Consider the following 19,266-nt stretch of genomic DNA (forward strand, 5'->3'; position numbering starts at 1 on the left):
CAACAAAATAGGCTCCATAATTCCTATGGTGGTGCTACCCACTACAGAAATTATAGAGCCGTTTTTATTTATTTCTTAGTAACCACCCATCATAGATGGATCCATAGCTGGAGCTGGTGCTACAGGTTCTGGCTTATTAGCCACAACGGCTTCTGTTGTTAGAATCAAGCTTGCTACCGAAGCTGCGTTTTGAAGGGCTGAACGGCTAACCTTAACAGGATCGATAATACCTGCTTCAATCATGTTCACCCATTCACCTGTCGCAGCGTTGAAGCCTGTACCAGCTTCTGCATTTTTCAAACGATCAATAACAATTGAACCTTCATAACCTGCATTGTAAGCGATTTGACGTACAGGTTCTTCCAAGGCACGAAGAACAATGTTGCGTCCTGTTGCTTCATCACCTTCTAACTCCAAGGCAGCAACAGCAGAGATAACATTAACAAGGGCAGTACCACCACCTGCAACGATTCCTTCTTCTACTGCTGCACGAGTAGCGTTAAGAGCATCTTCGATGCGGAGTTTCATTTCTTTCAATTCAGTTTCAGTTGCAGCACCGACCTTAATAACTGCTACTCCACCTGATAATTTAGCCAAGCGTTCTTGGAGTTTTTCACGGTCAAATTCTGAAGTTGTTGTTTCAATTTGTGACTTGATGACAGCAATACGGTTAGCAATTGCTTCAGGATTACCTGCACCTTCTACAATGACTGTACTATCTTTATCAACAGACACTTTAGCTGCTTGACCAAGCGCTTCGATAGTAGCATCTTTCAATTCAAGACCAAGATCTTCTGTGATAACAGTTCCACCTGTCAAAATTGCGATGTCTTCCAACATTGCTTTACGGCGGTCCCCGAAACCTGGTGCCTTAACAGCAACTACGTTGAAAGTACCACGAATCTTGTTCAAGACAAGGGTTGGCAAAGCTTCACCATCAACATCATCTGCAATAATTAAGAGCGGACGACTGCTTTGTAGAATGCTTTCTAGCAGTGGCAAGATTTCTTGGATATTTGAAATTTTCTTGTCAGTGATTAAAATGTATGGATTTTCAAGGTCTGCAACCATTTTTTCATTGTCAGTGACCATGTATTGCGAGAGGTAACCACGGTCAAACTGCATTCCTTCTACGACTTCAAGTTCTGTTTCCATACCACGTGATTCTTCAATGGTGATAACTCCGTCTTTACCAACTTTTTCCATGGCTTCAGAGATGTATTCCCCAACTTTCTCAGAACGAGAGGATACTGCAGCGACCTGAGCGATAGCTTCTTTGTTGGCTACTGGAATAGCATTGTTCTTCAAGGCTTCTACAGCTGCAGCGACCGCAGTTTCAATCCCACGGCGAATACCAATTGGATTTGCACCTGCAGTAACGTTTTTGATTCCTTCACGAACAATTGCTTGAGTCAAGACAGTTGCAGTTGTCGTTCCGTCACCAGCAATATCGTTGGTTTTAGAAGCTACTTCTGATACCAATTTGGCACCCATATTTTCAAAATGGTCTTCTAGTTCAATTTCTTTAGCGATTGTCACACCATCATTGGTAATCAATGGTGAACCGAATGATTTTTCAAGAACAACGTTACGTCCTTTTGGCCCCAAGGTTACTTTAACTGTATCAGCTAGGATATCAACGCCACGGACCATAGCTGAACGTGCATCAGATGAAAATTTAATCTCTTTTGACATACTTATTTCCTCCTCTTATTCTTCAACGATTGCTAAGATGCTAGCCTCACCTACGATGAGGTATTTTTCATCCCCATCTTTGACCTCGATACCTGCATGAGCTTCGACTAAAACTTGATCTCCAACTTTTACACTTGGAGCGACTAGTTCACCGCTCAAGGTACGAACACCTTGTCCAGTAGCCACTACTGTAGCTGTTTTCGTTTCTTCTTGGGCTGATTTTGCGAGGACAAATCCCCCAACAGTTTGTTCTTTTTCTTCAATTTTCAAGACTACACGGTCTCCTAATGGTTTCAACATCTGTTTTCCTCCATAATTCAATCATATTATTAGCACTCTTTGTACACGAGTGCTAAACCATATTTCTATTGTATCACTTGGTCAAAAATAGTCAAGAAAAAAGTCTGATTTATAGCATAAAAAGAGTTGGAGAAAACTCTCAAACTCTTGTCATTTTAAAATGGAAGTTCCTCCTCTTCCAGGACCAGGTCTACCAAATCTTGTCCTGCATTATTTTCACGCATAGCACGTTGGGCACGGCTTTCTAAGAGTTGGAAACCTGTACAGAGAACTTCTGTTACATAGTTGGTCTGGCCATTCTTCTCAAACTTACGGGTACGAAGTTCCCCATCCACAGAAATGAGACTACCCTTGCTTCCATAACTAGCCAAGGTTTCAGCCAATTTGCCCCAGACCACAATATTGATGAAGTCTGCTTCACGTTCCCCATTTTGATCTTTATAACGGCGATTCACTGCGATAGTTGCTCGTGCAACGGACTTGTCATTGTTGGTTTTGTGCAATTCTGGTGTAGACGTCAAGCGTCCAATCATAATAACTTTATTATACATTTTTCATCCTCCTACTTATCTATTCGAAGGTAAAAGAAAAAAGTTACAAAATTTGTAACTTTTTTAAAAATAATGTTATTCTCTATGAATCATAAATCCAGTGGCCTGTTGATTAGCCATGATGGTCATATCTGTGATTTGCACACGACGTGGCTGACTGGTCACATAAACTACAGTATCTGCGATGTCTTGTGCCTGCAAGGCTTCGAGTCCCTGATAGACCGTTGCAGCCCGTTCCTCATCTCCATGGAAACGGACCTTAGAAAAGTCAGTCTCTACAATACCTGGCTGAATAGTCGTCACCTTGATATCCGTTGCGATGGTATCAATCCGTAGTCCATCTGAAAATGTTTTGACTGCAGCCTTGGTTGCTGAATAGACTGCTGCACCAGCGTAAGCGTAAATACCTGCGGTTGAACCCATATTAATGATATGGCCTTGATTTGCAGTCACCATAGAAGGCAAGAGACAACGAGTAACAGCCATCAGGCCCTTGACATTGGTATCCAGCATGGTCAGCATATCCAACTCTTCATAGTCCTGATAGGGAGCTAAGCCTAAAGCCAGCCCGGCATTATTAACTAAAATATCAATCGAACCTACTGCTTCAAGAATTTCTGAACAAACAGTTTTAACCATTGTCATATCGGTCACATCAAGGGGAAAGGTCCAAACTTTTTGATTTGGAAAGAATTCTGCAAACTCAGTTTTGAGAGCTTCAAGTCTTTCTGTTCGACGCCCTGTGAGAACGATATTCTCACCTTTTTCTAGATAGGCACGCGCAATTGCTTCACCAATACCTGATGTTGCACCTGTGATCACAACATTTTTTGCCATCTTACTTTCTCCTATCTAACTTAACAAATTTAAGCTGTCCAGTGTTTTGCTGGGTCGAATGGAGTACCAACAACTTGGTCTTCTGACAATTCAATGACGCCACGCTTTTGTGGAGCATTTGGTAAGGCAAGTTCACGAGGACTGCACATCATCCCAAAACTCTTTTCACCACGAAGTTCCCCTGGGAAAATGAGATTGCCTTTTGGCATCATAGCTCCTGGAAGAGCAACAATGGTTTTTAAACCAACACGCGCATTAGGAGCTCCTGCAACGATTTGCACTGTCTTATCACTCGCAACTGCCACTTGGCAGATATTGAGGTGATCACTATCTGGATGTGCCACCATCTCTACAATTTCACCAACGACAAATTTCGGTTCCTTGTCATTGATAATCTTTTCGGCAAAATCTTGAGCTTGCAATTCTTGGTTCAAACGAGCTACTTGGTCGTCTGTCAAAAATATTTGGCCACGTTCAGCGATTTCAAACATGCTAGAAACTTCAAAAATGTTCCAAGCAACAGTTTCACCAGTTTCCTTTAGGAAAACACGCGCTACATTGCCTTTACGCTCGACATCTAGTTTGGCATCGCCACTGTTTTTCACGATGACCATAAGGACATCACCGACATGTTCTTTGTTATATGTAAAAATCATTCTTTCTTTTCTCCTATTTTAATCCTGCTAAAAAGTCGTTAATTTGTGCCTTGGTTTTACGGTCACGATTGACAAAGCGTCCAATCTCCTTGTCCTTATCTAAAACAACAAGACTTGGAATCCCGTATACATCCCATAGTTTTGCAAGTTCCATGTACTCATCTCGGTCTACTCGTATAAAGGTAAACTCTGGATTGGTCTCTTCAATCTCTGGCAGAGCTGGATAGATATAGCGACAATCGCCACACCAATCCGCAACAAAAAGGAAGACCTTCTTGCCATCCTGTTCTACTAGATTTGCTAATTCTTCTATACTTTTAGGAGAAATCATATGGCTTCCTCCTCGTAGATGAGATCTTCATCTTCGTAGACAAAGGTATAGTGACGACCATCTTCAAAAATAACACCACCAACAAGACGTTCTAAGCTACTTTCATACACTTGGACATAGAGAGTTCCAATCTCTCCCATTTCTGAAAAGTAGTCACGCACAATAGCAGTCAACTCTTCCTGTGTCTTCATGAGTTTGTGATCATCAGCTATTTTCTTTGCTCCAAAAACAAGAGCTCCGAGTCCTGCCACGACTAAACCTGTTTTAATAATATTTTTCGTTTTCATGCTAACATTGTAACACAAAAAGGCTCAAGGAACAATGAAAAAGGGAGTCCCCCTCCCCTTTACCAATATTGAAAACTTAATAGTTTCTCTCTCCAAATAAATCTTCTGGTAAATCATGGAATCCCTTGCCTGCCTTGAAATTTTCAAACTTGCCTAGCAAGAACTGGTAGGCATCTAAGCGGCTTTCATAGCGAATCATAGCATCTTTAGCACGCTCATCTTGATCTTCTTCATAGACCTTTTGGCTTTCCTTGAGCGCCATATCATTAATCATGATTTGGGTATTAACCCAGGCTTCAAATTCCTTCATAAATTCTTGTTCGTAACTCATTGTTTCTCCTTATTCTATTCCTCGATAGTAATCTGTGTCAATCTCACGGTATGGCTGGATATCCTGAACGTACTCCAAGACTCCTTGAAATTCTCCATTTTCATCGTGTACAGCAGCATAAGTGATATGGACAAACTTGCCTCGTGACTCGGACTTGAACCACATCTCATACTTTTCCTTGACCCCGTCACGAAGACCTTGCATAATGGTTTTTACCTTATCCAAATACTTGGGCGGATGACATAGTTCGACATTTCGTCCAACTTGAGACGGTGTCCGCTTGAAAATCATCTCATCTGCTGGCGTATTGTCATTGTAATACTGGAAGATATCATCCTTATTAACAAAGGTAATCTCCATAGGCAGGTGGTTGAGGATAAGATTAGCTTGTTCAACTGAAAGATAGCCATTTCCAAAAGCCTGCTGACTATTTCGGTCCATCACTGCTTCCTTTTCCTTAGGTGTAAAGGTGATAGTAAACTGCCCCTCTGGCGTATCAATCACTTGTTGAACCTGTCCATCTACAGTTTCTGGCTGAGTTGGTTCTTCTACACTTTTTTCCTCAACAAAGCTTTTACGTTCAGGAACCCATTTTTCAGATGGCCGGATAATGGCATAGCCATAAGCATCACTTTCCTCGGCAATCTGAATCCAGTCATCCTGGGTGAAGGATTCGAGCAGAATCATGAGGAGGATGGACTCTTCCTTGAAAATCATACTCTCAAATTCAGTCGCAAAAGCCTCAAAATCTGCCTTTACAATACTAATGGATGCTTCTGGTAGTGACCTAACTGTCCCCAAGGCTTTTTGATAGAGTTCCCTAATCTGGTCATCGACTCCCCACATGACTTTGGGAGGAGAATCATGTCCATAACGCTCCATGATAGGAAAGAAGAGTTCTTCTTTGCGCTGGTAGTGACGGTCAAACTGACCTACAAGCCCCATCTGACGAACCAACCCCTTACGCATCTCTGCAAGCATTTCCTCATCTTCCATAGACTCATATGTGTCTAACAATCTTCGAACACGAATCAAGGCAGCACGGAGGACTAGATTTTCATCCTTAAAAACACGCACAGGATGACCTGGATGCTCTGTATCTTCAACTTCGACACCCTTAACAGCATTCTTAAAGAGATTGGCATGAACATCACAGAGCTCCATGACGTCTTCAAATGTCACACCTGAGTCAGAGTTCATCAACTCGTGCTCCATGAGAGAAATCTCGATAGCTGATACACCTGTAAAGGTTGCATCAAAGCGTTCCTGAACGGATTCAGGGGAGGCTCCATTATGCAATTCTAATAAAATATCCCGTAGGATATGAATACGTTCATCTGCCATTAGTCTATTCCAATCACTTCGTAACCATTTGCTTCAAGTGTGCGTACAATCTTATCCATAGGGGTTCCCTCCAGTTTAGACCCCTGTTTGAGCGATACTTTTCGTCCGACTGTATTTCGCATCAAAGGATTTGCAAGAGGTTTAAAACCGAGTTCTACTAGGATATCTAAAACTTCTGGATACTTGTCCACAACTTCCGCAACAGGAATAGATACATCAATGATATTGTCCATCATAACCTCCATCATATTCTCTAACAGTTTTTTCTTTTTTATTATACCACAAGGGCAAAGATTAAAAAACTAGCAGTAGAAGACTTGCTAGTTTATTTCGTATAATTTCATTATTTCCAATTATATAGACTCTTCCTAGTAAAACCTCAAAGTCTTATCCTTACCATGATCATCAGAGAAGTTTGAAAAACCAATCTATGATCTTGAAAAGAATCCTATAGAACAGTAATTGGAAGGCGAAAGAGATTAGGAACCAGAGTATTTTTATCAGACCAACAATTGGTGTTATAAAAAGAAGAGTAAAGAACCTCCAAAAAGATTTCATTCTTTATCCTCCGGCTTCATTAACCAAGTAGCTGTATCCATAAGCTTATCTACGAGAAATAATTTTCCCAAACTAACTACTGTGTTTTCATCTTTTTTTATGGTTTCTGCAACTTTTAAAGCTTGCCTTGTTAGAAGATAATTACCGTAGGTTTTGGCCAGTACTGTTATGATCCCCATGTCAATCTCCTTCTATGATTTCCACTTCTTTTCGGATAGTGGCAACATCTCTTTGATATTGTGCTTCATCGTAGTTAATCAATTTGGACAATTCTTTTTGCAATCTTTCTCCCATGGGTTTCATGGTCGCAAAGGTTAAGCCACCTGATAGGACTCCACCTATGATAGGAATAACTTTCCCCATCCCCTTAGCCAATCCTCCCTTGGTCAGATTCACTCCAAAGATTTTCAGAACTTTTTCCAAAATTGGATACCAAAGAGTCTTTGTCAAAGCCTTTTTGTTTACGATTTTCATCACTTGCTTAGCAACTGTAACACCACCAGAACGAAGTAGAGCGCCCGCACCATTTACTCCCAACATCACTCCCAGATAGAGCAAAAGGGTATTTTTAGCTTCTTCGCTCAGCTCATTTCGCGAAGCCCAAAGATCATCATAGCCGTAAATATAACCTAGCTCCTGAGCTAGTTTCAGTGAAAATGCGTAAAACTGGGCTACATCTGTCGGAATGGTAACTGCCATGGCAATACCTCCAGGCAAACCTGCTAAAACAGATGTTCCACTTGCTAGCAATACATTATCTCTAATACATGCATTAGCCACTCGATCTAAGGTTTCCTGAGGTAATAAAGCTGTCGGCCCTTCTTCCAATAATCTAGGAATATCCTTTGAAGCCACTTCCTTAGAGAATTTGTCCATTAAAAATTTTGACCGGTTCACTTTGACGACAGGAAGTTTTACTACCTGTTGCAACACTTGCATCGCCACATCTTCTTTAGCCATCTCTATCTCCATTTTTCATTCATATCAAGCTTTATCTTATCATATTTATGGAATAAATGATATTTTCAAGATTTATTTTATTTTCTGAATTTCTATTTATATAATCTGACTAGACAATGACCGACTTATAGCCACAAAAAAGAGGGTTGCCCCTCTTTCTACTTAGTTTTTATCCAGATTGCGTAGCATCTCGTCAATCTTGTTTCCATATTCGATGGATTCGTCTTTGACGAAAGTTAAGTCTGGAATTTTGTACAATTTCAAATTGCGACCAAGTTCACGTTTGATAGTACCAGTTGCTTTTTCAAGTCCGACTTGAGCTTTTTGATTATCTGAAGCCAGGTTACTCAAAATAGTGTAGTAGACCTTAGCAACAGACAAGTCACCTAGCATCTGAACATCAGTGATAGTCACACCTTGGACACGTGGATCACGGACTTTCTTTTGCAAAATCTCATTGACTTCGCGCTTGATCTCCATGCCCACACGATCCGTACGGAAATGATTTGCCATATTTCTTCCTTTCTCTCAATTGAACCAAAAGCTAGGCCAGCAGACCTAGCTTTTCTTGAGTTATTGATAACCATTTCAAATTGAAATGAATTTCAATTTGAAACTACTCGCTTCTTTCGTCGTGGTGAAAGTTATGGAACTGCACTAGCGGTTTCATAACAGGGGATTTTTGAGACATTAGTCTCAAAAATAAGCAATGAAACCATGGGTTTGCTTGCGTCCTTCGCCACTTAAGAAAGGAGCAAAAAATTATCTCTTGATTTCTTCCATGATATAGGCTTCAATCACATCATCCATCTTAAGATCATTGTAGCCGTCAATCATGAGACCACCTTCACGGCCGTTTGTAACTTCTTTAACGTCATCTTTATAGTGTTTCAAGCTAGCTAGGGCACCATCGTAAATAACGACACCATCACGGATGACACGGACTTTAGAGTCGCGAGTAACTTTACCGCTGGTAACCATAAATCCACCGATTGTTCCCACTTTAGATACCTTGAAGGTTTCGCGGATGATCGCTTCACCAATAACTTTTTCTTTAAATTCTGGGTCAAGCATCCCTTTCATGGCTTCTTCCATCTCTTCGATAACCTTGTAAATGATACTGTGGAGACGGATTTCTACATCGTCAGCTTCTGCTTGTTGACGAGCTTGTGGTGTAGGACGCACGTTGAAACCAACGATAAAGGCATTTGAAGCCTCGGCAAGAGTCACGTCAGATTCATTGATAGCACCAACTGCTGAGTGAACAATGGTTACTTTAACGCCTTCCACATCAATCTTTTGAAGTGATGCAGAGAGAGCTTCAACAGAACCTTGTACGTCGGCTTTGATGATGACGTTAACTGACTTGAGTTCTCCTGCTTTAAGGGTATCAAAGAGGTTTTCAAGGCTAACACGTTGAGTAGCTTGACGTTGCTTCATAAGAGCACGTTTGGCACGTTCTTCACCAGCTGCACGCGCAGATTTTTCATCTTCGTAAACAGCAAAGTGGTCACCCGCCATTGGCGCTTCGTTCAAACCAGTGATCGATACTGGTGTTGATGGGCCTGCGACCTTCACACGACGTCCGAGATCGTTGGTCATAGCACGGACACGTCCGAAAGTATTTCCGACAACGATTGGATCTTGAACGTTCAAAGTACCTTGTTGGACAAGGAGGGTCGCAACTGCACCTTTTCCTTTATCCAAACGAGCTTCAATAACAGTACCAATGGCACGAACTGTTGGATCTGCTTTGAGTTCTTGGATTTCAGCCACAAGTAGAACAGTTTCCAAGAGTTCATCGATATTTTGGTTGAATTTAGCTGAGATTTCTACAAACTCAGAATCGCCACCCCAAGCTGTTGACATAACACCATGTTCAGCCAATTCACCGATAACACGTTCTGGATTAGCACCTGGTTTATCGATTTTATTGATAGCTACGATGATTGGGACATTAGCTGCTTTTGAGTGGTTGATGGCTTCGATAGTTTGAGGCATTACCCCGTCATCTGCCGCTACGACCAAGATGGTAATATCGGTAACAGAGGCACCACGCGCACGCATAGAGGTAAAGGCTGCGTGTCCTGGTGTATCAAGGAAGGTAATCTTCTTACCATTTTCCTCAATCTGATAGGCACCGATATGCTGAGTGATACCACCGGCTTCACCTGTTGCAACACGAGAATTACGAAGGGTATCCAAAAGGGTTGTTTTACCATGGTCAACGTGTCCCATGATCGTTACAACTGGTGGACGCTCTACGAGTTCATCTTCATTGAGATAACCCTCTTCAGCGAAGAAACGTTCGATATCAGCATTGTCGACTTCAACCTTTTGTTTCGCATCAATACCGTAATCTACCATGAGGAGTTCGATTGTTTCACCATCTAAGGACTGGTTTTGTGTCGCCATCACGCCCATCATGAAGAGTTTCTTAACAATCTCAGCTGGTTCGCGTTTGATACGTTTTGCGATTTCCGCAACGGTCATACCATCTGTATATTCAAATTCTGTTGGCAATTCATGGAACTTACGCTCTGTAACAGGTTTTGGTGCCTGATTACGGTTATTTTTGTTATTGCCTTTTTTATTCTTTTTGTTATTGTTCCAGTTACTATTTCTTTGATTTCTCACTTGATTTTGACTACTTCGATTCTTTTGTTGTTTTCTAGGACCATCTTCTTCGTGATCGAAATCATCACGTTCTTTGTCTGGTCGGGCTTGTTTCTTACGACGTGTATCCACTACAGGTTCTTTAGCTGCAGGAGCAACTTCAACCACTGGTTGAACTGGCTGCGCTTGTTCAGCTAACTTAGCAGCTTCTTCAAAGATTTCCTCAGGTTCCTTGCGTTTGTTTGCTTGGGCCAAGGCTTCTTTAGCTGCTTGAGTTTGCTTGAAGCGTTCCTCACTTGAACGAGCATATTCTGCATTTTGCTCTGCCTTTAGAGCAGCTGCACGGGCTTTAAAGTCAACACGTGGGCCTGCTTGATTTGGACGGTTGTCCTCTTGCTTGCGGCGATCATTTCCGCGATTTTGCTGACCTTGTTGTTTTTTACCTTGATCATTGAATCGACGGTTGTCACGATTGCCTTGACCTTGTTTACCACCATTACGGTTATCATTTTTTTGACGATTCCCATTTTGTTGATGGTCACGGTTATTACCCTTATTTTGCTTGCGTCGTTCAGCCTGCTCTTTTGCACGTGCTTCACGCTCAGCCTTAAAGTTTCGACTCTGCGGTTTTGCTGGTGCCACTTTTTCTTCTTTAGGGGCAACAGCTGCTGCTGGTTTTGCCTCTTTCTTAGCGTCAACTGGCTTTGGAGCCACAGGTTTCGACTCTACCTTTGGAGCAGGAGCAGGTTTAAAACTTGCTACGATTTTTGAAGCAGCTGCTTCCTCCACACTTGATGAGTGGCTTTTTACATCCAAGCCCAACTCTTTTGCACGCGCTACAACTTCTTTACTTTCTTTTCCAAGTTCTTTTGCGATTTCGTACAATCTTTTCTTAGACAAATCATGTCCTCCTCTTCTATTCCATAAGAGACCTCATTTTCTTTGTAAATCCAGCATCTGTCACAGCCAAAACTTTTCTTGATTTTCCGACTGCTATGCTTAATTCCAGTGTTGAAAACACGGTAATAACTTCTACTTGATAATAATGACTTTTATCCTGAATCTTCTTGGTCAGGTTGGGGGCGGCATCATGAGCGAGAAATACCAGCTTTACTTTCTGGTCTTGGATGGCCTTGACCACCATTTCTTCACCCGAGATGATTTTCCCTGCTCTTTGAGCAAGTCCCAAGAGATTGGCAATTTTTTGCTTATTCAAGTCCTAACTCTCTTCTTTTCACTTTGTGATCGACATAGGCAATCAACTCGTCATAAAAGCTTTCTTCAACTTCCATACTAAAGCTACGGTTAAAGACTTTTTTCTTTTTGGCCTCAAGGGCTTCTGCATTGTCTAGCTTGATATAAGCGCCACGACCATTAGCCTTGCCTGTCGGGTCGATAAAGACCTGTCCCTCTTTGTTCTTGACAATACGGAGTAAATCGCGTTTATCAATCACTTCATTAGACACAACAGACTTGCGCAAAGGGATTTTTCTAGTTTTCATCCTTCCCTCCTCTGATCAGCTTTTATTCTTCGACCAATTCGTCTGTTTCTACCTGGTCAGCTTCTTCTGCTGCTTCCATGGCTTCAAACTCACTTGCAGACTTGATATCGATACGATATCCTGTCAAATGAGCTGCCAAACGAACGTTTTGTCCACGACGACCGATCGCAAGAGAAAGCTTGTTATCTGGCACAACGACCAAGGCACGTTTGCTGTCGTTTTCATCAAAGATAACTTGGTCAACTTCAGCTGGAGCGATAGCGTTGTAGATAAATTCAGCTGGATCGGCTACCCATTCGATAACGTCAATGTTTTCTTCGATTGGAACCATACGATCGCTCTTAGCATCGTAGCGAGCTGGGTGAAATTTGCTAGTAATTTTCTTGATGTTAGCACCACCACGTCCGACGATTGTCCCGATCGCATCCACGTTTGGATTGTGGCTACGAACAGCAACCTTGGTACGGTCACCTGCTTCACGAGCAACACTCATGATTTCAACAGTTCCGTCATAAACCTCAGGAATTTCTTGTTCCATCAAACGTTTGATCATTTCAGGGTGGCTACGACTTACAAAGACATTCACACCACGAGGATTGTCTTCAACCTTGTAGACATAAACTTCGATACGATCATGAGAAGCAAAAACTTCTCCAGGGATTTGGTCTTGTTTTGACAATTGAGCTTCGATGCTGCCAAGGTTGACATAGATAAAGCGATTGTCAAAACGCTCTACCGTACCAGACATGATTTCTTGCTCATGCTCTTTGTAAGTATTGTAGGTGATGGCACGTGTTTGCTTGCGCATTTTTTCCATGATGGTTTGTTTGGCAGATTGAGCTGCTACACGACCAAACTCACCTGGTGCTTCTTCAAATTTAATCTTGTCCCCAAGCTCGTAAGCTGAGTTAATGGCAAGAGCATCTTTCAAGCTGATTTCCAAACGGCTATCAAATACTTCATCAACAACTTCACGAACAGTATAAACTGTAAAGTCACCTGTCTTTTCGTTGAAATCAATGGCTACACTGTCTGATTGACCATAGCGTCTGCGATAGGCTGAACGAAGTGATTCCACCACTGCATCAATGATGTCTTCTTTTTTGATTCCCTTGTCTTCTTCCAAAATGCGGAAGGCCTCTAGCATTTCTTTACTCATCTTCTATTCACTTTTGAATCTTCAAAAGCTTCCTTTCTTTTACTATAATTTTACTGCTAAACGTGCTTTTGATACCAAACTGTATGGAATCTGGACAGTTTTCTTACGAGTTTTATCCATATATTCCATAGTCAACTCATCCTCTTCAAAGGCTAGCAAGGTTCCTTCAAAGACCTTTTGCTTATCGATGGCTTGGTAAAGTCCAACATGGATGTATTTCCCAACCGCTCCAGCGACTGCTTCCTTGGTTTTCAAAGGACGCTCCAAGCCTGGACTGGTGATTTCTAGGAAATATTGTTCTGGGAAGGGATCTGGCTTGATAGTATCTAGGACAGGACTGATAATCTCTGTCAAGTCCGCTGTGTCGTTCAAGGTAATTCCCTCTGGTTTATCTACAAAAATACTAAGAATCATGTCACTGCCAATCTTTCCGTACTCGATATCCACGAGTTCAAAGGGAGCTTCAATGACCGGTTCTACGACTTCTCTGACTAATTCTACGATAGTTGCGATTGCGTCCACCTCCTCATAAGCAAGAGGCGAAGATATTTCCCCGCCTCACTTTCTCATATTCTTACTTACAGTGTAGCACTTTTGACTACTTATGTAAAGTATAAGCACTCAGAAGGCTTGATTTTAAGCTTTTTCTTAAAATTCTGCCTCAACTCGATAGATAACCTGACCCTTACTTGAGAATTTTTCTTCATATTCTGTCATGACATTGCCTTCAAAGTCGCTGGCATGCAAGTCCAACCAAACTCCGTTGAGCTTCATGCCATATTGAGAAAAACTCACTAGGCTATATTCAAATAAGCCACGGTTATCTGTCTTGAAATGAATCTCACCGTGTTCAGGCAAGATACGCTTGAAGGTATCCAAGAAACTCTTATAAGTTAGACGACGCTTTTCATGGCGCTTTTTAGGCCACGGATCTGAAAAGTTTAGGTACAAGCGATCAATCTCACCATCTTCAAAGTAGTCGGTCAAATCAGAACCATCAACCCACAATAACTTAATATTGGGTACAGCGACTTCCAAAACCTTGTCCAAGGCATAACTCAAAACAGACTTTTGAATATCAATCCCGATATAGTTGATATTAGGGTTTTGTTTGGCCATACCTGTCACAAAGGCTCCCTTACCACTACCAACCTCAACATGGATAGGATTGTCATTTCCAAAGAGGTCGCGCCATTTACCTTTGGCTTCTAAAGGATTTAAGACAACATACTGAGGATTAGCCTCTAGTAATTCTGTTGCCCCTTTACGATTTCTAACTCTCATCTCTTCTTTCCATACTTGTCACGGAAGATACGCAAGGCATAAATCTCCCGATTGACATTTTCTAGATCTTCATTTGTATAATATTTGGCAATCTGGCTCAAGAAGGATAACTGAGCATACCAAAATAGTTTGTTGATGACTGTTTGGTTGTATTTGTAACCGTAATAAGTCAACCACTCTTTCCACTGATAGTCTGGAATATAGTGACATAGCATATGCGCCACATCAAACATGCGATCCGTTAAACGAACGGAATCCCAATCCACTAAATAAACAAGACCGCTCTCTGTCTCAATCCAATTACTATGTCGTACATCTCCATGAACGATCGTTGCATAATCTTCCCTAAAGTTTGGCAAACTTCCTCGCAAATCCTCTACTACCATTCTTAGATATTGATTGTTCTTCAAGGATTCTGGAGCATCTTTTAACCAAGCCTGAAGCAAGTCAAAAGGTGTTTCTAAAGAATAGCCCAAACGAGTCAATTGCGTCATCAAAGGACGCGAACGATGCAAGCGGCTCAAAATATTGATAATCTGCTTGCGATTCATATCATAAGGGGTCAAAATTTTACCATTCAACCATTCTTGGGCACACATATCACGCCCATCCGATAAACGGCGAGTCCATAATAATTGAGGAGCGATTTGTTCCTTGGCTAAACCAGGTAGGATTGGAGAGGTGTTCATTTTAATAAAGACGCGCTTCCCATCAGGATAGCTTCCCATATAAGCTTTTCCGCTTTTCCCAGGTATAGGGGTCAGCGTTAGCTCAATATCACCCAAGTCCATTTCTTTCCTCCGTATAAAGTTTCCTTACTATTCTACTAGTTTTTAGGCTATTCGTCAACCAGTCCAGACCTGATTCTCAAATAAAAGCCCTTTATCCAATTTTGTTAAAAGAAAAAGGCAAGCAGAGAGATCTGCCTAGCCTTGCTCATTCAATTTTTTTAGCAGTAAATTGTAAGGAAAAAATCTATGCTTAATCTGATAATTCAAGCTCTTAACTGGTTCTCATCATGCAAATACCCTATGCAAAAAAGTCATGATAAATGGTAAGTTTGCGATGATATTATTAACAATATGAATCGAATAAGAAGGATAGATAGTCTTTGTATAGCGTGTCAAACCACCAAATATACATCCAACTGCTGTATAAACCAGAAGGTCTAATAGACTAGGAAAACTTGAAAAATGAGGTAAGGCGAACAAAACTGACGGAAATAGAATATCCAGTCCCCATCTTGAATTCTTAAAGAAGGCATGTTGAAGCAGTCCCCTACATACCAATTCTTCCATCAGAGGTCCTAGTATTATTAAGGTTAGGTAAACACCGAACTCCGCAAAATTGGTCTCACTATAAGCAATAAAAAAATTCCAACCTTCGTTTGTCCCCTGAACATGTTTAGCTGTCAGATAGTTAAAGCTTATAAGAACGACAGCTGCTAACATCGTCAGAACAGAATAACTCAACCACTTTTTCCTGGGGATACGAAAGAGATAAGCATGGCCCGACCTAACCAAGAACCACATCATCAAACCGATAAAGAAAACACTGATGATGTTTCGAATCCAGATAAGATTTCCTACCCAAGACGAGAACTCCCAATAATTTCTCCAAAATTGGGTTGTCCAAGACAATCCGAAAAACAAAAATAAATAAGAAAGGACTGCACTCGTTTTGAAAAGAATAGAATATTTTTTCATAGAAACTCCCTAATAGCTTTGCTATCGTACCCGCCACCAATTATCATTTAATCCTCCAGCATTCAGTCTCGGTAGCTATCACCATGACTTTGATAAGCCAATACATCTACCCTTGTGTACTTTTGTTGCTGTTAAAAACTTTATATTTTTCATCATCTAGGCAGTCAATTCTTTTCAAAATGATAGACCATCATCCTTTTTCTACCTAATCATTTTATAAAACTTGATAGTCTCGATGAAAAGCTGTGGCAGATACCACTCTATGATTTGTGAGGTCAAGATAATCTCCTGGATAGCCAAGGACATACATACTATAACCAGCAAAACCTCCTCCTGCCGTTCCGACTAGGCCAATTTTGAGATTGTTTACAAGAGAAGACTGAAGTCCTGCCATTAAAATTCGGACATGATTGTCTAGCCATACTATGTAATTCTTTTGCAAGGCATCTTCTACCCAACTTGATTTAGGAGTATCTTTACCAATTTCCCAAACTTCTACTATTTGATTTTTATATTTTGCTTGCATCTTTTTAATATTTCTTTTAAGATTCTCACAGGGTTTTTATGTTCTTCTTGCCTAGTCTATGTTTTACCAGACTATAGATCGTAACAGGGGTACTTACCAGTACAAGAACATGTCTCCAGAGTTCTGTTGAAATCATGAGTACTCTTATACAAAGAACAAGAGAAAGCAATATTATTACAACTCGGGCAAATAAATCTAACAATTCGACATACTTTTTCATCTGATTCCTCCATCTATTGATTTCACATCTACCAGGTCAGTTCCCTAGGCACTATGACGCTAACTGATCATCCTCTACATTCCTTTGTAAATTTAACTACTGAAAACTACTAGAAGAATGATAAACAATTGTAACAGATATGGACTAAGATAGGCACCGATAGATTTTGACTCTTCTTATAAGCAAAGCCCAGCATCAAACCTCCAAATAGATAATAGAAAAACGAAGGAAAATCATAAGGTGCATGCATGAAAGAGAAGAGAGAGGCAGTCAGTACAAGCCCCAACCAAGAATTTTCAAAAACCGCACCTTGAAGGATACCTCTGAAAACAAATTCCTCCAGAATAGGCCCAAAAACTGTCACGCTTGCAATAAAGGATAATGAAATTCCTGTACTAGTAGCCTCAAGGTGTTGATATCCAGCACCAGAAGATACTGTAAAAAAACTATAATAACCTATATTTACCAGCACACAAATAAGAAAGCTTCCAATAAAAAGTAGAATTTCTTTCTTCGTTAACCTTCTTAGCGAAACCATATCAAACCATTTCGCATAGGCAACACTCAGTGAAATCCAGAAAGTATTTGCCGTAATAAATAGGTACTCGTTTTGAAAAAAATCCCCTTGATTGATGGTATAGCCTACTGTAGTAACTATTATAAAGGCTAAAAATCCAACAAACACAGCATGACATTTATTAAAAATAGTCATAAACACAACCTCTCTCCTATTTAGAATCATCAAAATAAGGATGCAAGAATTTTGCATTTTACAGATAATACTTAGCAGATATTATTTTAAAATCATCCATCTTATTTTGATGATCTATTCCAGACCTATAAAACTTCTATGTTCAAGATTCAAAGTGGCTTTTTCTCCATTTTTTATTGAACTGAACGAAGATATAAACCGAAGCAAAGTATGCTAGTGCATCCATTACATAATACCACTCATTTCCCCTAAGCGGATAAAGACAAGTTTGCATGATTACATACAAGATGACAATCGTAATTATTTTTTTCGCCATAAGAATCACTCCTTTATTTCAGTTTAGCATTGGTATCCTTGTAATTTTTCACTTTTAGTATAGCACTACTTTTTTAGGCTTTGCATCCAAATCTTAAACGGTCGTCAAAAACTCTTAAATTGCAAGAACTTCTCTTAAAAAGACCAGCAGTCTGAAAACACTGCCTGTAAGTTCTTTTTGTGAGCTTACTTTTTATAATACTTCAAGCCCCAAATGAGCAGCAGCATGATGATTAAGCAGAGAACAGAAGCAATATAACCAATCAGTTGTTGATAGGATTCTGCCGCCGTCATACCTCTATACAAACCGATAATAGACATAAAACCTGTCAATCCAATGAACATGAGTTGATTGGTTCTCGGATTGACCAACTCATCATCTTCAAACTTTCTCATTCTCATTTCCCTAGTGAGGTAAACAATTACCAAAATAGAAGCCAAGTTAATAATCACTAAAAGAAATTGGAAAACTAAGGAAAAATGTATAAACTGACGTGATAGAAATAGATAAGTAGAGACAAGCAAGGGCAACTGACCTAGGAACAATCTCGCAAGGAAGATGTTCCGTTTTTTAGCAAGAATAGTTTTCATTTCTTTGCTCCTTTCTTTTTCATTAAAGCAAAATAGATTATAACTGCAATCAGATAGGCTATGGTATAAAATAAATGATACCAATTACTCTCTCCAAGCGGAGACATGATTAGATACAAGATGAAAATGACAAGTATTTTTTTCTTCATAAGACTTCCCCCTAAATATTTGTTGAGCAAAAACCTTTACACTGCCAGTATAGCACTCATTTTGACCTTAATTCCCCCAAATCATAAATGGTCATCGAAACCTCCTAAATTGTAGAAAAAAAGCAAGCACGAAAAATATGCTTGCCCTAATAAACCATAACCAAGCAAAATGCTCTCATCCTTACTTCTCTTTTTTCTGATACATTCTCATAATAGCTAGGAGGATAAAGGCTAGCCAGCTTGCTAAGACTAGAAGGGTGAGGCCTGTATGTAAGATTTCAGGTGTCCTCTCTATTCGGCTGATGAGACGGACTAAGGATACCACTGCCATCTGAATGAGGAGCAAGGATTCTGCCCTAACCAATGATGTCTGCTGATTTTCAACTGCATGTAAAAAGGCTGGTAGCAAGACACAGGTTGCAACAATTATAATCAGATTAGCTCCTGTACCTTCTTCCTCATTGACTAGAGAAAACATGAGAAGATTTGATAGGATGATTAGTACAGAACAAGCTATAAAATAAGACTTCTGTTTCATTTATTTTTCCTCGAATATTGTAAAAAGTCAGGCTGTATAAGGATAAATAGTTGCAGTTTTTTTCAAGTTAAAATGCCAAGGTCCTCTTGCTCACACAT

25 protein-coding genes are annotated in these 19,266 nt (G+C 40.4%); all 25 read right to left on the reverse strand.

The features are described 5' to 3' along the window. Positions 1–75 precede the first annotated feature (75 nt). Complete coding sequence (gene groL, locus ADM33_RS07625; protein ID WP_049504253.1) at positions 76–1,695, reverse strand: chaperonin GroEL; 1,620 nt, start codon at positions 1,693–1,695, stop codon at positions 76–78. 15 nt (positions 1,696–1,710) lie between these two features. Further along, positions 1,711–1,995: a co-chaperone GroES gene (gene groES / locus ADM33_RS07630; RefSeq protein ID WP_049504255.1), complete on the reverse strand. Its 285-nt coding sequence runs from the start codon at positions 1,993–1,995 to the stop codon at positions 1,711–1,713. A gap of 155 nt (positions 1,996–2,150) precedes the next feature. After that, on the reverse strand, positions 2,151–2,546 hold the full coding sequence (locus tag ADM33_RS07635; protein ID WP_049504256.1) for a single-stranded DNA-binding protein: 396 nt from the start codon (positions 2,544–2,546) through the stop codon (positions 2,151–2,153). A gap of 75 nt (positions 2,547–2,621) precedes the next feature. Further along, positions 2,622–3,383 (reverse strand): SDR family NAD(P)-dependent oxidoreductase, encoded by a 762-nt coding sequence (locus ADM33_RS07640; RefSeq protein ID WP_049504258.1) that lies wholly within the window; start codon positions 3,381–3,383, stop codon positions 2,622–2,624. Between the two features lie 29 nt (positions 3,384–3,412). Continuing rightward, complete coding sequence (gene ytpR, locus ADM33_RS07645) at positions 3,413–4,039, reverse strand: YtpR family tRNA-binding protein (protein ID WP_049504260.1); 627 nt, start codon at positions 4,037–4,039, stop codon at positions 3,413–3,415. Between the two features lie 13 nt (positions 4,040–4,052). Then, the gene (locus ADM33_RS07650; protein WP_049504261.1) at positions 4,053–4,370 is read right to left on the reverse strand and encodes a thioredoxin family protein; all 318 of its coding nucleotides are present in this window, start codon (positions 4,368–4,370) and stop codon (positions 4,053–4,055) included. After that, on the reverse strand, positions 4,367–4,657 hold the full coding sequence (locus ADM33_RS07655; RefSeq protein ID WP_049504263.1) for a DUF4651 domain-containing protein: 291 nt from the start codon (positions 4,655–4,657) through the stop codon (positions 4,367–4,369). Before ADM33_RS07655 ends, ADM33_RS07650 begins: the two co-directional genes overlap by 4 nt. A gap of 76 nt (positions 4,658–4,733) precedes the next feature. Then, complete coding sequence (locus tag ADM33_RS07660; RefSeq protein ID WP_049504265.1) at positions 4,734–4,988, reverse strand: DUF1912 family protein; 255 nt, start codon at positions 4,986–4,988, stop codon at positions 4,734–4,736. A gap of 9 nt (positions 4,989–4,997) precedes the next feature. Next, a complete protein-coding gene (locus ADM33_RS07665) occupies positions 4,998–6,332 on the reverse strand; it encodes a DUF438 domain-containing protein (protein WP_049504266.1) in 1,335 nt (444 codons plus the stop codon). Further along, positions 6,332–6,565 (reverse strand): DUF1858 domain-containing protein, encoded by a 234-nt coding sequence (locus tag ADM33_RS07670; protein WP_049504268.1) that lies wholly within the window; start codon positions 6,563–6,565, stop codon positions 6,332–6,334. The genes ADM33_RS07665 and ADM33_RS07670 overlap by 1 nt, the downstream gene beginning before the upstream one ends. A 321-nt stretch (positions 6,566–6,886) precedes the next feature. Continuing rightward, a complete protein-coding gene (locus tag ADM33_RS07680) occupies positions 6,887–7,069 on the reverse strand; it encodes a hypothetical protein (protein WP_049504271.1) in 183 nt (60 codons plus the stop codon). Position 7,070: 1 nt separating this feature from the next. Continuing rightward, positions 7,071–7,850 (reverse strand): hypothetical protein, encoded by a 780-nt coding sequence (locus tag ADM33_RS07685; RefSeq protein ID WP_049504272.1) that lies wholly within the window; start codon positions 7,848–7,850, stop codon positions 7,071–7,073. Positions 7,851–8,012: 162 nt separating this feature from the next. Further along, positions 8,013–8,363: a 30S ribosome-binding factor RbfA gene (gene rbfA / locus ADM33_RS07690; RefSeq protein WP_001273602.1), complete on the reverse strand. Its 351-nt coding sequence runs from the start codon at positions 8,361–8,363 to the stop codon at positions 8,013–8,015. 249 nt (positions 8,364–8,612) lie between these two features. Beyond that, complete coding sequence (gene infB / locus ADM33_RS07695; protein ID WP_049504275.1) at positions 8,613–11,366, reverse strand: translation initiation factor IF-2; 2,754 nt, start codon at positions 11,364–11,366, stop codon at positions 8,613–8,615. A 16-nt stretch (positions 11,367–11,382) separates the two neighbouring features. Beyond that, on the reverse strand, positions 11,383–11,682 hold the full coding sequence (locus ADM33_RS07700) for a YlxQ-related RNA-binding protein (protein WP_049504276.1): 300 nt from the start codon (positions 11,680–11,682) through the stop codon (positions 11,383–11,385). Next, positions 11,675–11,968 (reverse strand): RNase P modulator RnpM, encoded by a 294-nt coding sequence (rnpM, locus tag ADM33_RS07705; RefSeq protein ID WP_000857562.1) that lies wholly within the window; start codon positions 11,966–11,968, stop codon positions 11,675–11,677. Before rnpM ends, ADM33_RS07700 begins: the two co-directional genes overlap by 8 nt. 22 nt (positions 11,969–11,990) lie before the next feature. Continuing rightward, complete coding sequence (nusA, locus tag ADM33_RS07710) at positions 11,991–13,127, reverse strand: transcription termination factor NusA (RefSeq protein WP_049504279.1); 1,137 nt, start codon at positions 13,125–13,127, stop codon at positions 11,991–11,993. 42 nt (positions 13,128–13,169) lie between these two features. Further along, the gene (gene rimP / locus ADM33_RS07715; protein ID WP_000338687.1) at positions 13,170–13,649 is read right to left on the reverse strand and encodes a ribosome maturation factor RimP; all 480 of its coding nucleotides are present in this window, start codon (positions 13,647–13,649) and stop codon (positions 13,170–13,172) included. 126 nt (positions 13,650–13,775) lie between these two features. After that, a complete protein-coding gene (trmB, locus tag ADM33_RS07720; protein WP_049504281.1) occupies positions 13,776–14,411 on the reverse strand; it encodes a tRNA (guanosine(46)-N7)-methyltransferase TrmB in 636 nt (211 codons plus the stop codon). Next, a complete protein-coding gene (ccrZ, locus tag ADM33_RS07725; protein WP_000362994.1) occupies positions 14,408–15,202 on the reverse strand; it encodes a cell cycle regulator CcrZ in 795 nt (264 codons plus the stop codon). The genes trmB and ccrZ overlap by 4 nt, the downstream gene beginning before the upstream one ends. A 225-nt stretch (positions 15,203–15,427) precedes the next feature. After that, positions 15,428–16,117: a CPBP family intramembrane glutamic endopeptidase gene (locus ADM33_RS07730; RefSeq protein ID WP_049504283.1), complete on the reverse strand. Its 690-nt coding sequence runs from the start codon at positions 16,115–16,117 to the stop codon at positions 15,428–15,430. A 214-nt stretch (positions 16,118–16,331) separates the two neighbouring features. Beyond that, positions 16,332–16,643: a hypothetical protein gene (locus tag ADM33_RS07735; protein WP_049504284.1), complete on the reverse strand. Its 312-nt coding sequence runs from the start codon at positions 16,641–16,643 to the stop codon at positions 16,332–16,334. 329 nt (positions 16,644–16,972) lie between these two features. Continuing rightward, entirely contained in the window at positions 16,973–17,575 is a 603-nt protein-coding gene (locus ADM33_RS07745) for a CPBP family intramembrane glutamic endopeptidase (protein WP_049504287.1), read from the reverse strand. Positions 17,576–18,076: 501 nt separating this feature from the next. Next, entirely contained in the window at positions 18,077–18,481 is a 405-nt protein-coding gene (locus tag ADM33_RS07750) for a hypothetical protein (protein WP_049504289.1), read from the reverse strand. A 330-nt stretch (positions 18,482–18,811) separates the two neighbouring features. Further along, complete coding sequence (locus ADM33_RS07760; protein ID WP_049504292.1) at positions 18,812–19,168, reverse strand: hypothetical protein; 357 nt, start codon at positions 19,166–19,168, stop codon at positions 18,812–18,814. Between the last annotated feature and the right edge of the window lie 98 nt (positions 19,169–19,266).

Origin of the sequence: Streptococcus oralis, assembly GCF_001075875.1 — a bacterium.
GTDB lineage: Bacteria > Bacillota > Bacilli > Lactobacillales > Streptococcaceae > Streptococcus > Streptococcus oralis_I.

Coding starts and splice junctions, on each gene's coding strand:
- ADM33_RS07665 (WP_049504266.1), bottom strand. CDS start 6,332: ATGGCAGATGAACGTATTCATATCCTACGGGATATTTTATTAGAATTG.
- ADM33_RS07730 (WP_049504283.1), bottom strand. CDS start 16,117: ATGAAAAAATATTCTATTCTTTTCAAAACGAGTGCAGTCCTTTCTTAT.
- ccrZ (WP_000362994.1), bottom strand. CDS start 15,202: ATGGACTTGGGTGATATTGAGCTAACGCTGACCCCTATACCTGGGAAA.
- ADM33_RS07680 (WP_049504271.1), bottom strand. CDS start 7,069: ATGGGGATCATAACAGTACTGGCCAAAACCTACGGTAATTATCTTCTA.
- trmB (WP_049504281.1), bottom strand. CDS start 14,411: ATGAGAGTTAGAAATCGTAAAGGGGCAACAGAATTACTAGAGGCTAAT.
- ADM33_RS07650 (WP_049504261.1), bottom strand. CDS start 4,370: ATGATTTCTCCTAAAAGTATAGAAGAATTAGCAAATCTAGTAGAACAG.
- ADM33_RS07670 (WP_049504268.1), bottom strand. CDS start 6,565: ATGGACAATATCATTGATGTATCTATTCCTGTTGCGGAAGTTGTGGAC.
- ytpR (WP_049504260.1), bottom strand. CDS start 4,039: ATGATTTTTACATATAACAAAGAACATGTCGGTGATGTCCTTATGGTC.
- rnpM (WP_000857562.1), bottom strand. CDS start 11,968: ATGAAAACTAGAAAAATCCCTTTGCGCAAGTCTGTTGTGTCTAATGAA.
- ADM33_RS07760 (WP_049504292.1), bottom strand. CDS start 19,168: ATGAAACAGAAGTCTTATTTTATAGCTTGTTCTGTACTAATCATCCTA.
- ADM33_RS07750 (WP_049504289.1), bottom strand. CDS start 18,481: ATGAAAACTATTCTTGCTAAAAAACGGAACATCTTCCTTGCGAGATTG.
- ADM33_RS07635 (WP_049504256.1), bottom strand. CDS start 2,546: ATGTATAATAAAGTTATTATGATTGGACGCTTGACGTCTACACCAGAA.
- ADM33_RS07660 (WP_049504265.1), bottom strand. CDS start 4,988: ATGAGTTACGAACAAGAATTTATGAAGGAATTTGAAGCCTGGGTTAAT.
- ADM33_RS07685 (WP_049504272.1), bottom strand. CDS start 7,850: ATGGCTAAAGAAGATGTGGCGATGCAAGTGTTGCAACAGGTAGTAAAA.
- groL (WP_049504253.1), bottom strand. CDS start 1,695: ATGTCAAAAGAGATTAAATTTTCATCTGATGCACGTTCAGCTATGGTC.
- ADM33_RS07745 (WP_049504287.1), bottom strand. CDS start 17,575: ATGACTATTTTTAATAAATGTCATGCTGTGTTTGTTGGATTTTTAGCC.
- rbfA (WP_001273602.1), bottom strand. CDS start 8,363: ATGGCAAATCATTTCCGTACGGATCGTGTGGGCATGGAGATCAAGCGC.
- ADM33_RS07735 (WP_049504284.1), bottom strand. CDS start 16,643: ATGCAAGCAAAATATAAAAATCAAATAGTAGAAGTTTGGGAAATTGGT.
- ADM33_RS07655 (WP_049504263.1), bottom strand. CDS start 4,657: ATGAAAACGAAAAATATTATTAAAACAGGTTTAGTCGTGGCAGGACTC.
- nusA (WP_049504279.1), bottom strand. CDS start 13,127: ATGAGTAAAGAAATGCTAGAGGCCTTCCGCATTTTGGAAGAAGACAAG.
- groES (WP_049504255.1), bottom strand. CDS start 1,995: ATGTTGAAACCATTAGGAGACCGTGTAGTCTTGAAAATTGAAGAAAAA.
- ADM33_RS07640 (WP_049504258.1), bottom strand. CDS start 3,383: ATGGCAAAAAATGTTGTGATCACAGGTGCAACATCAGGTATTGGTGAA.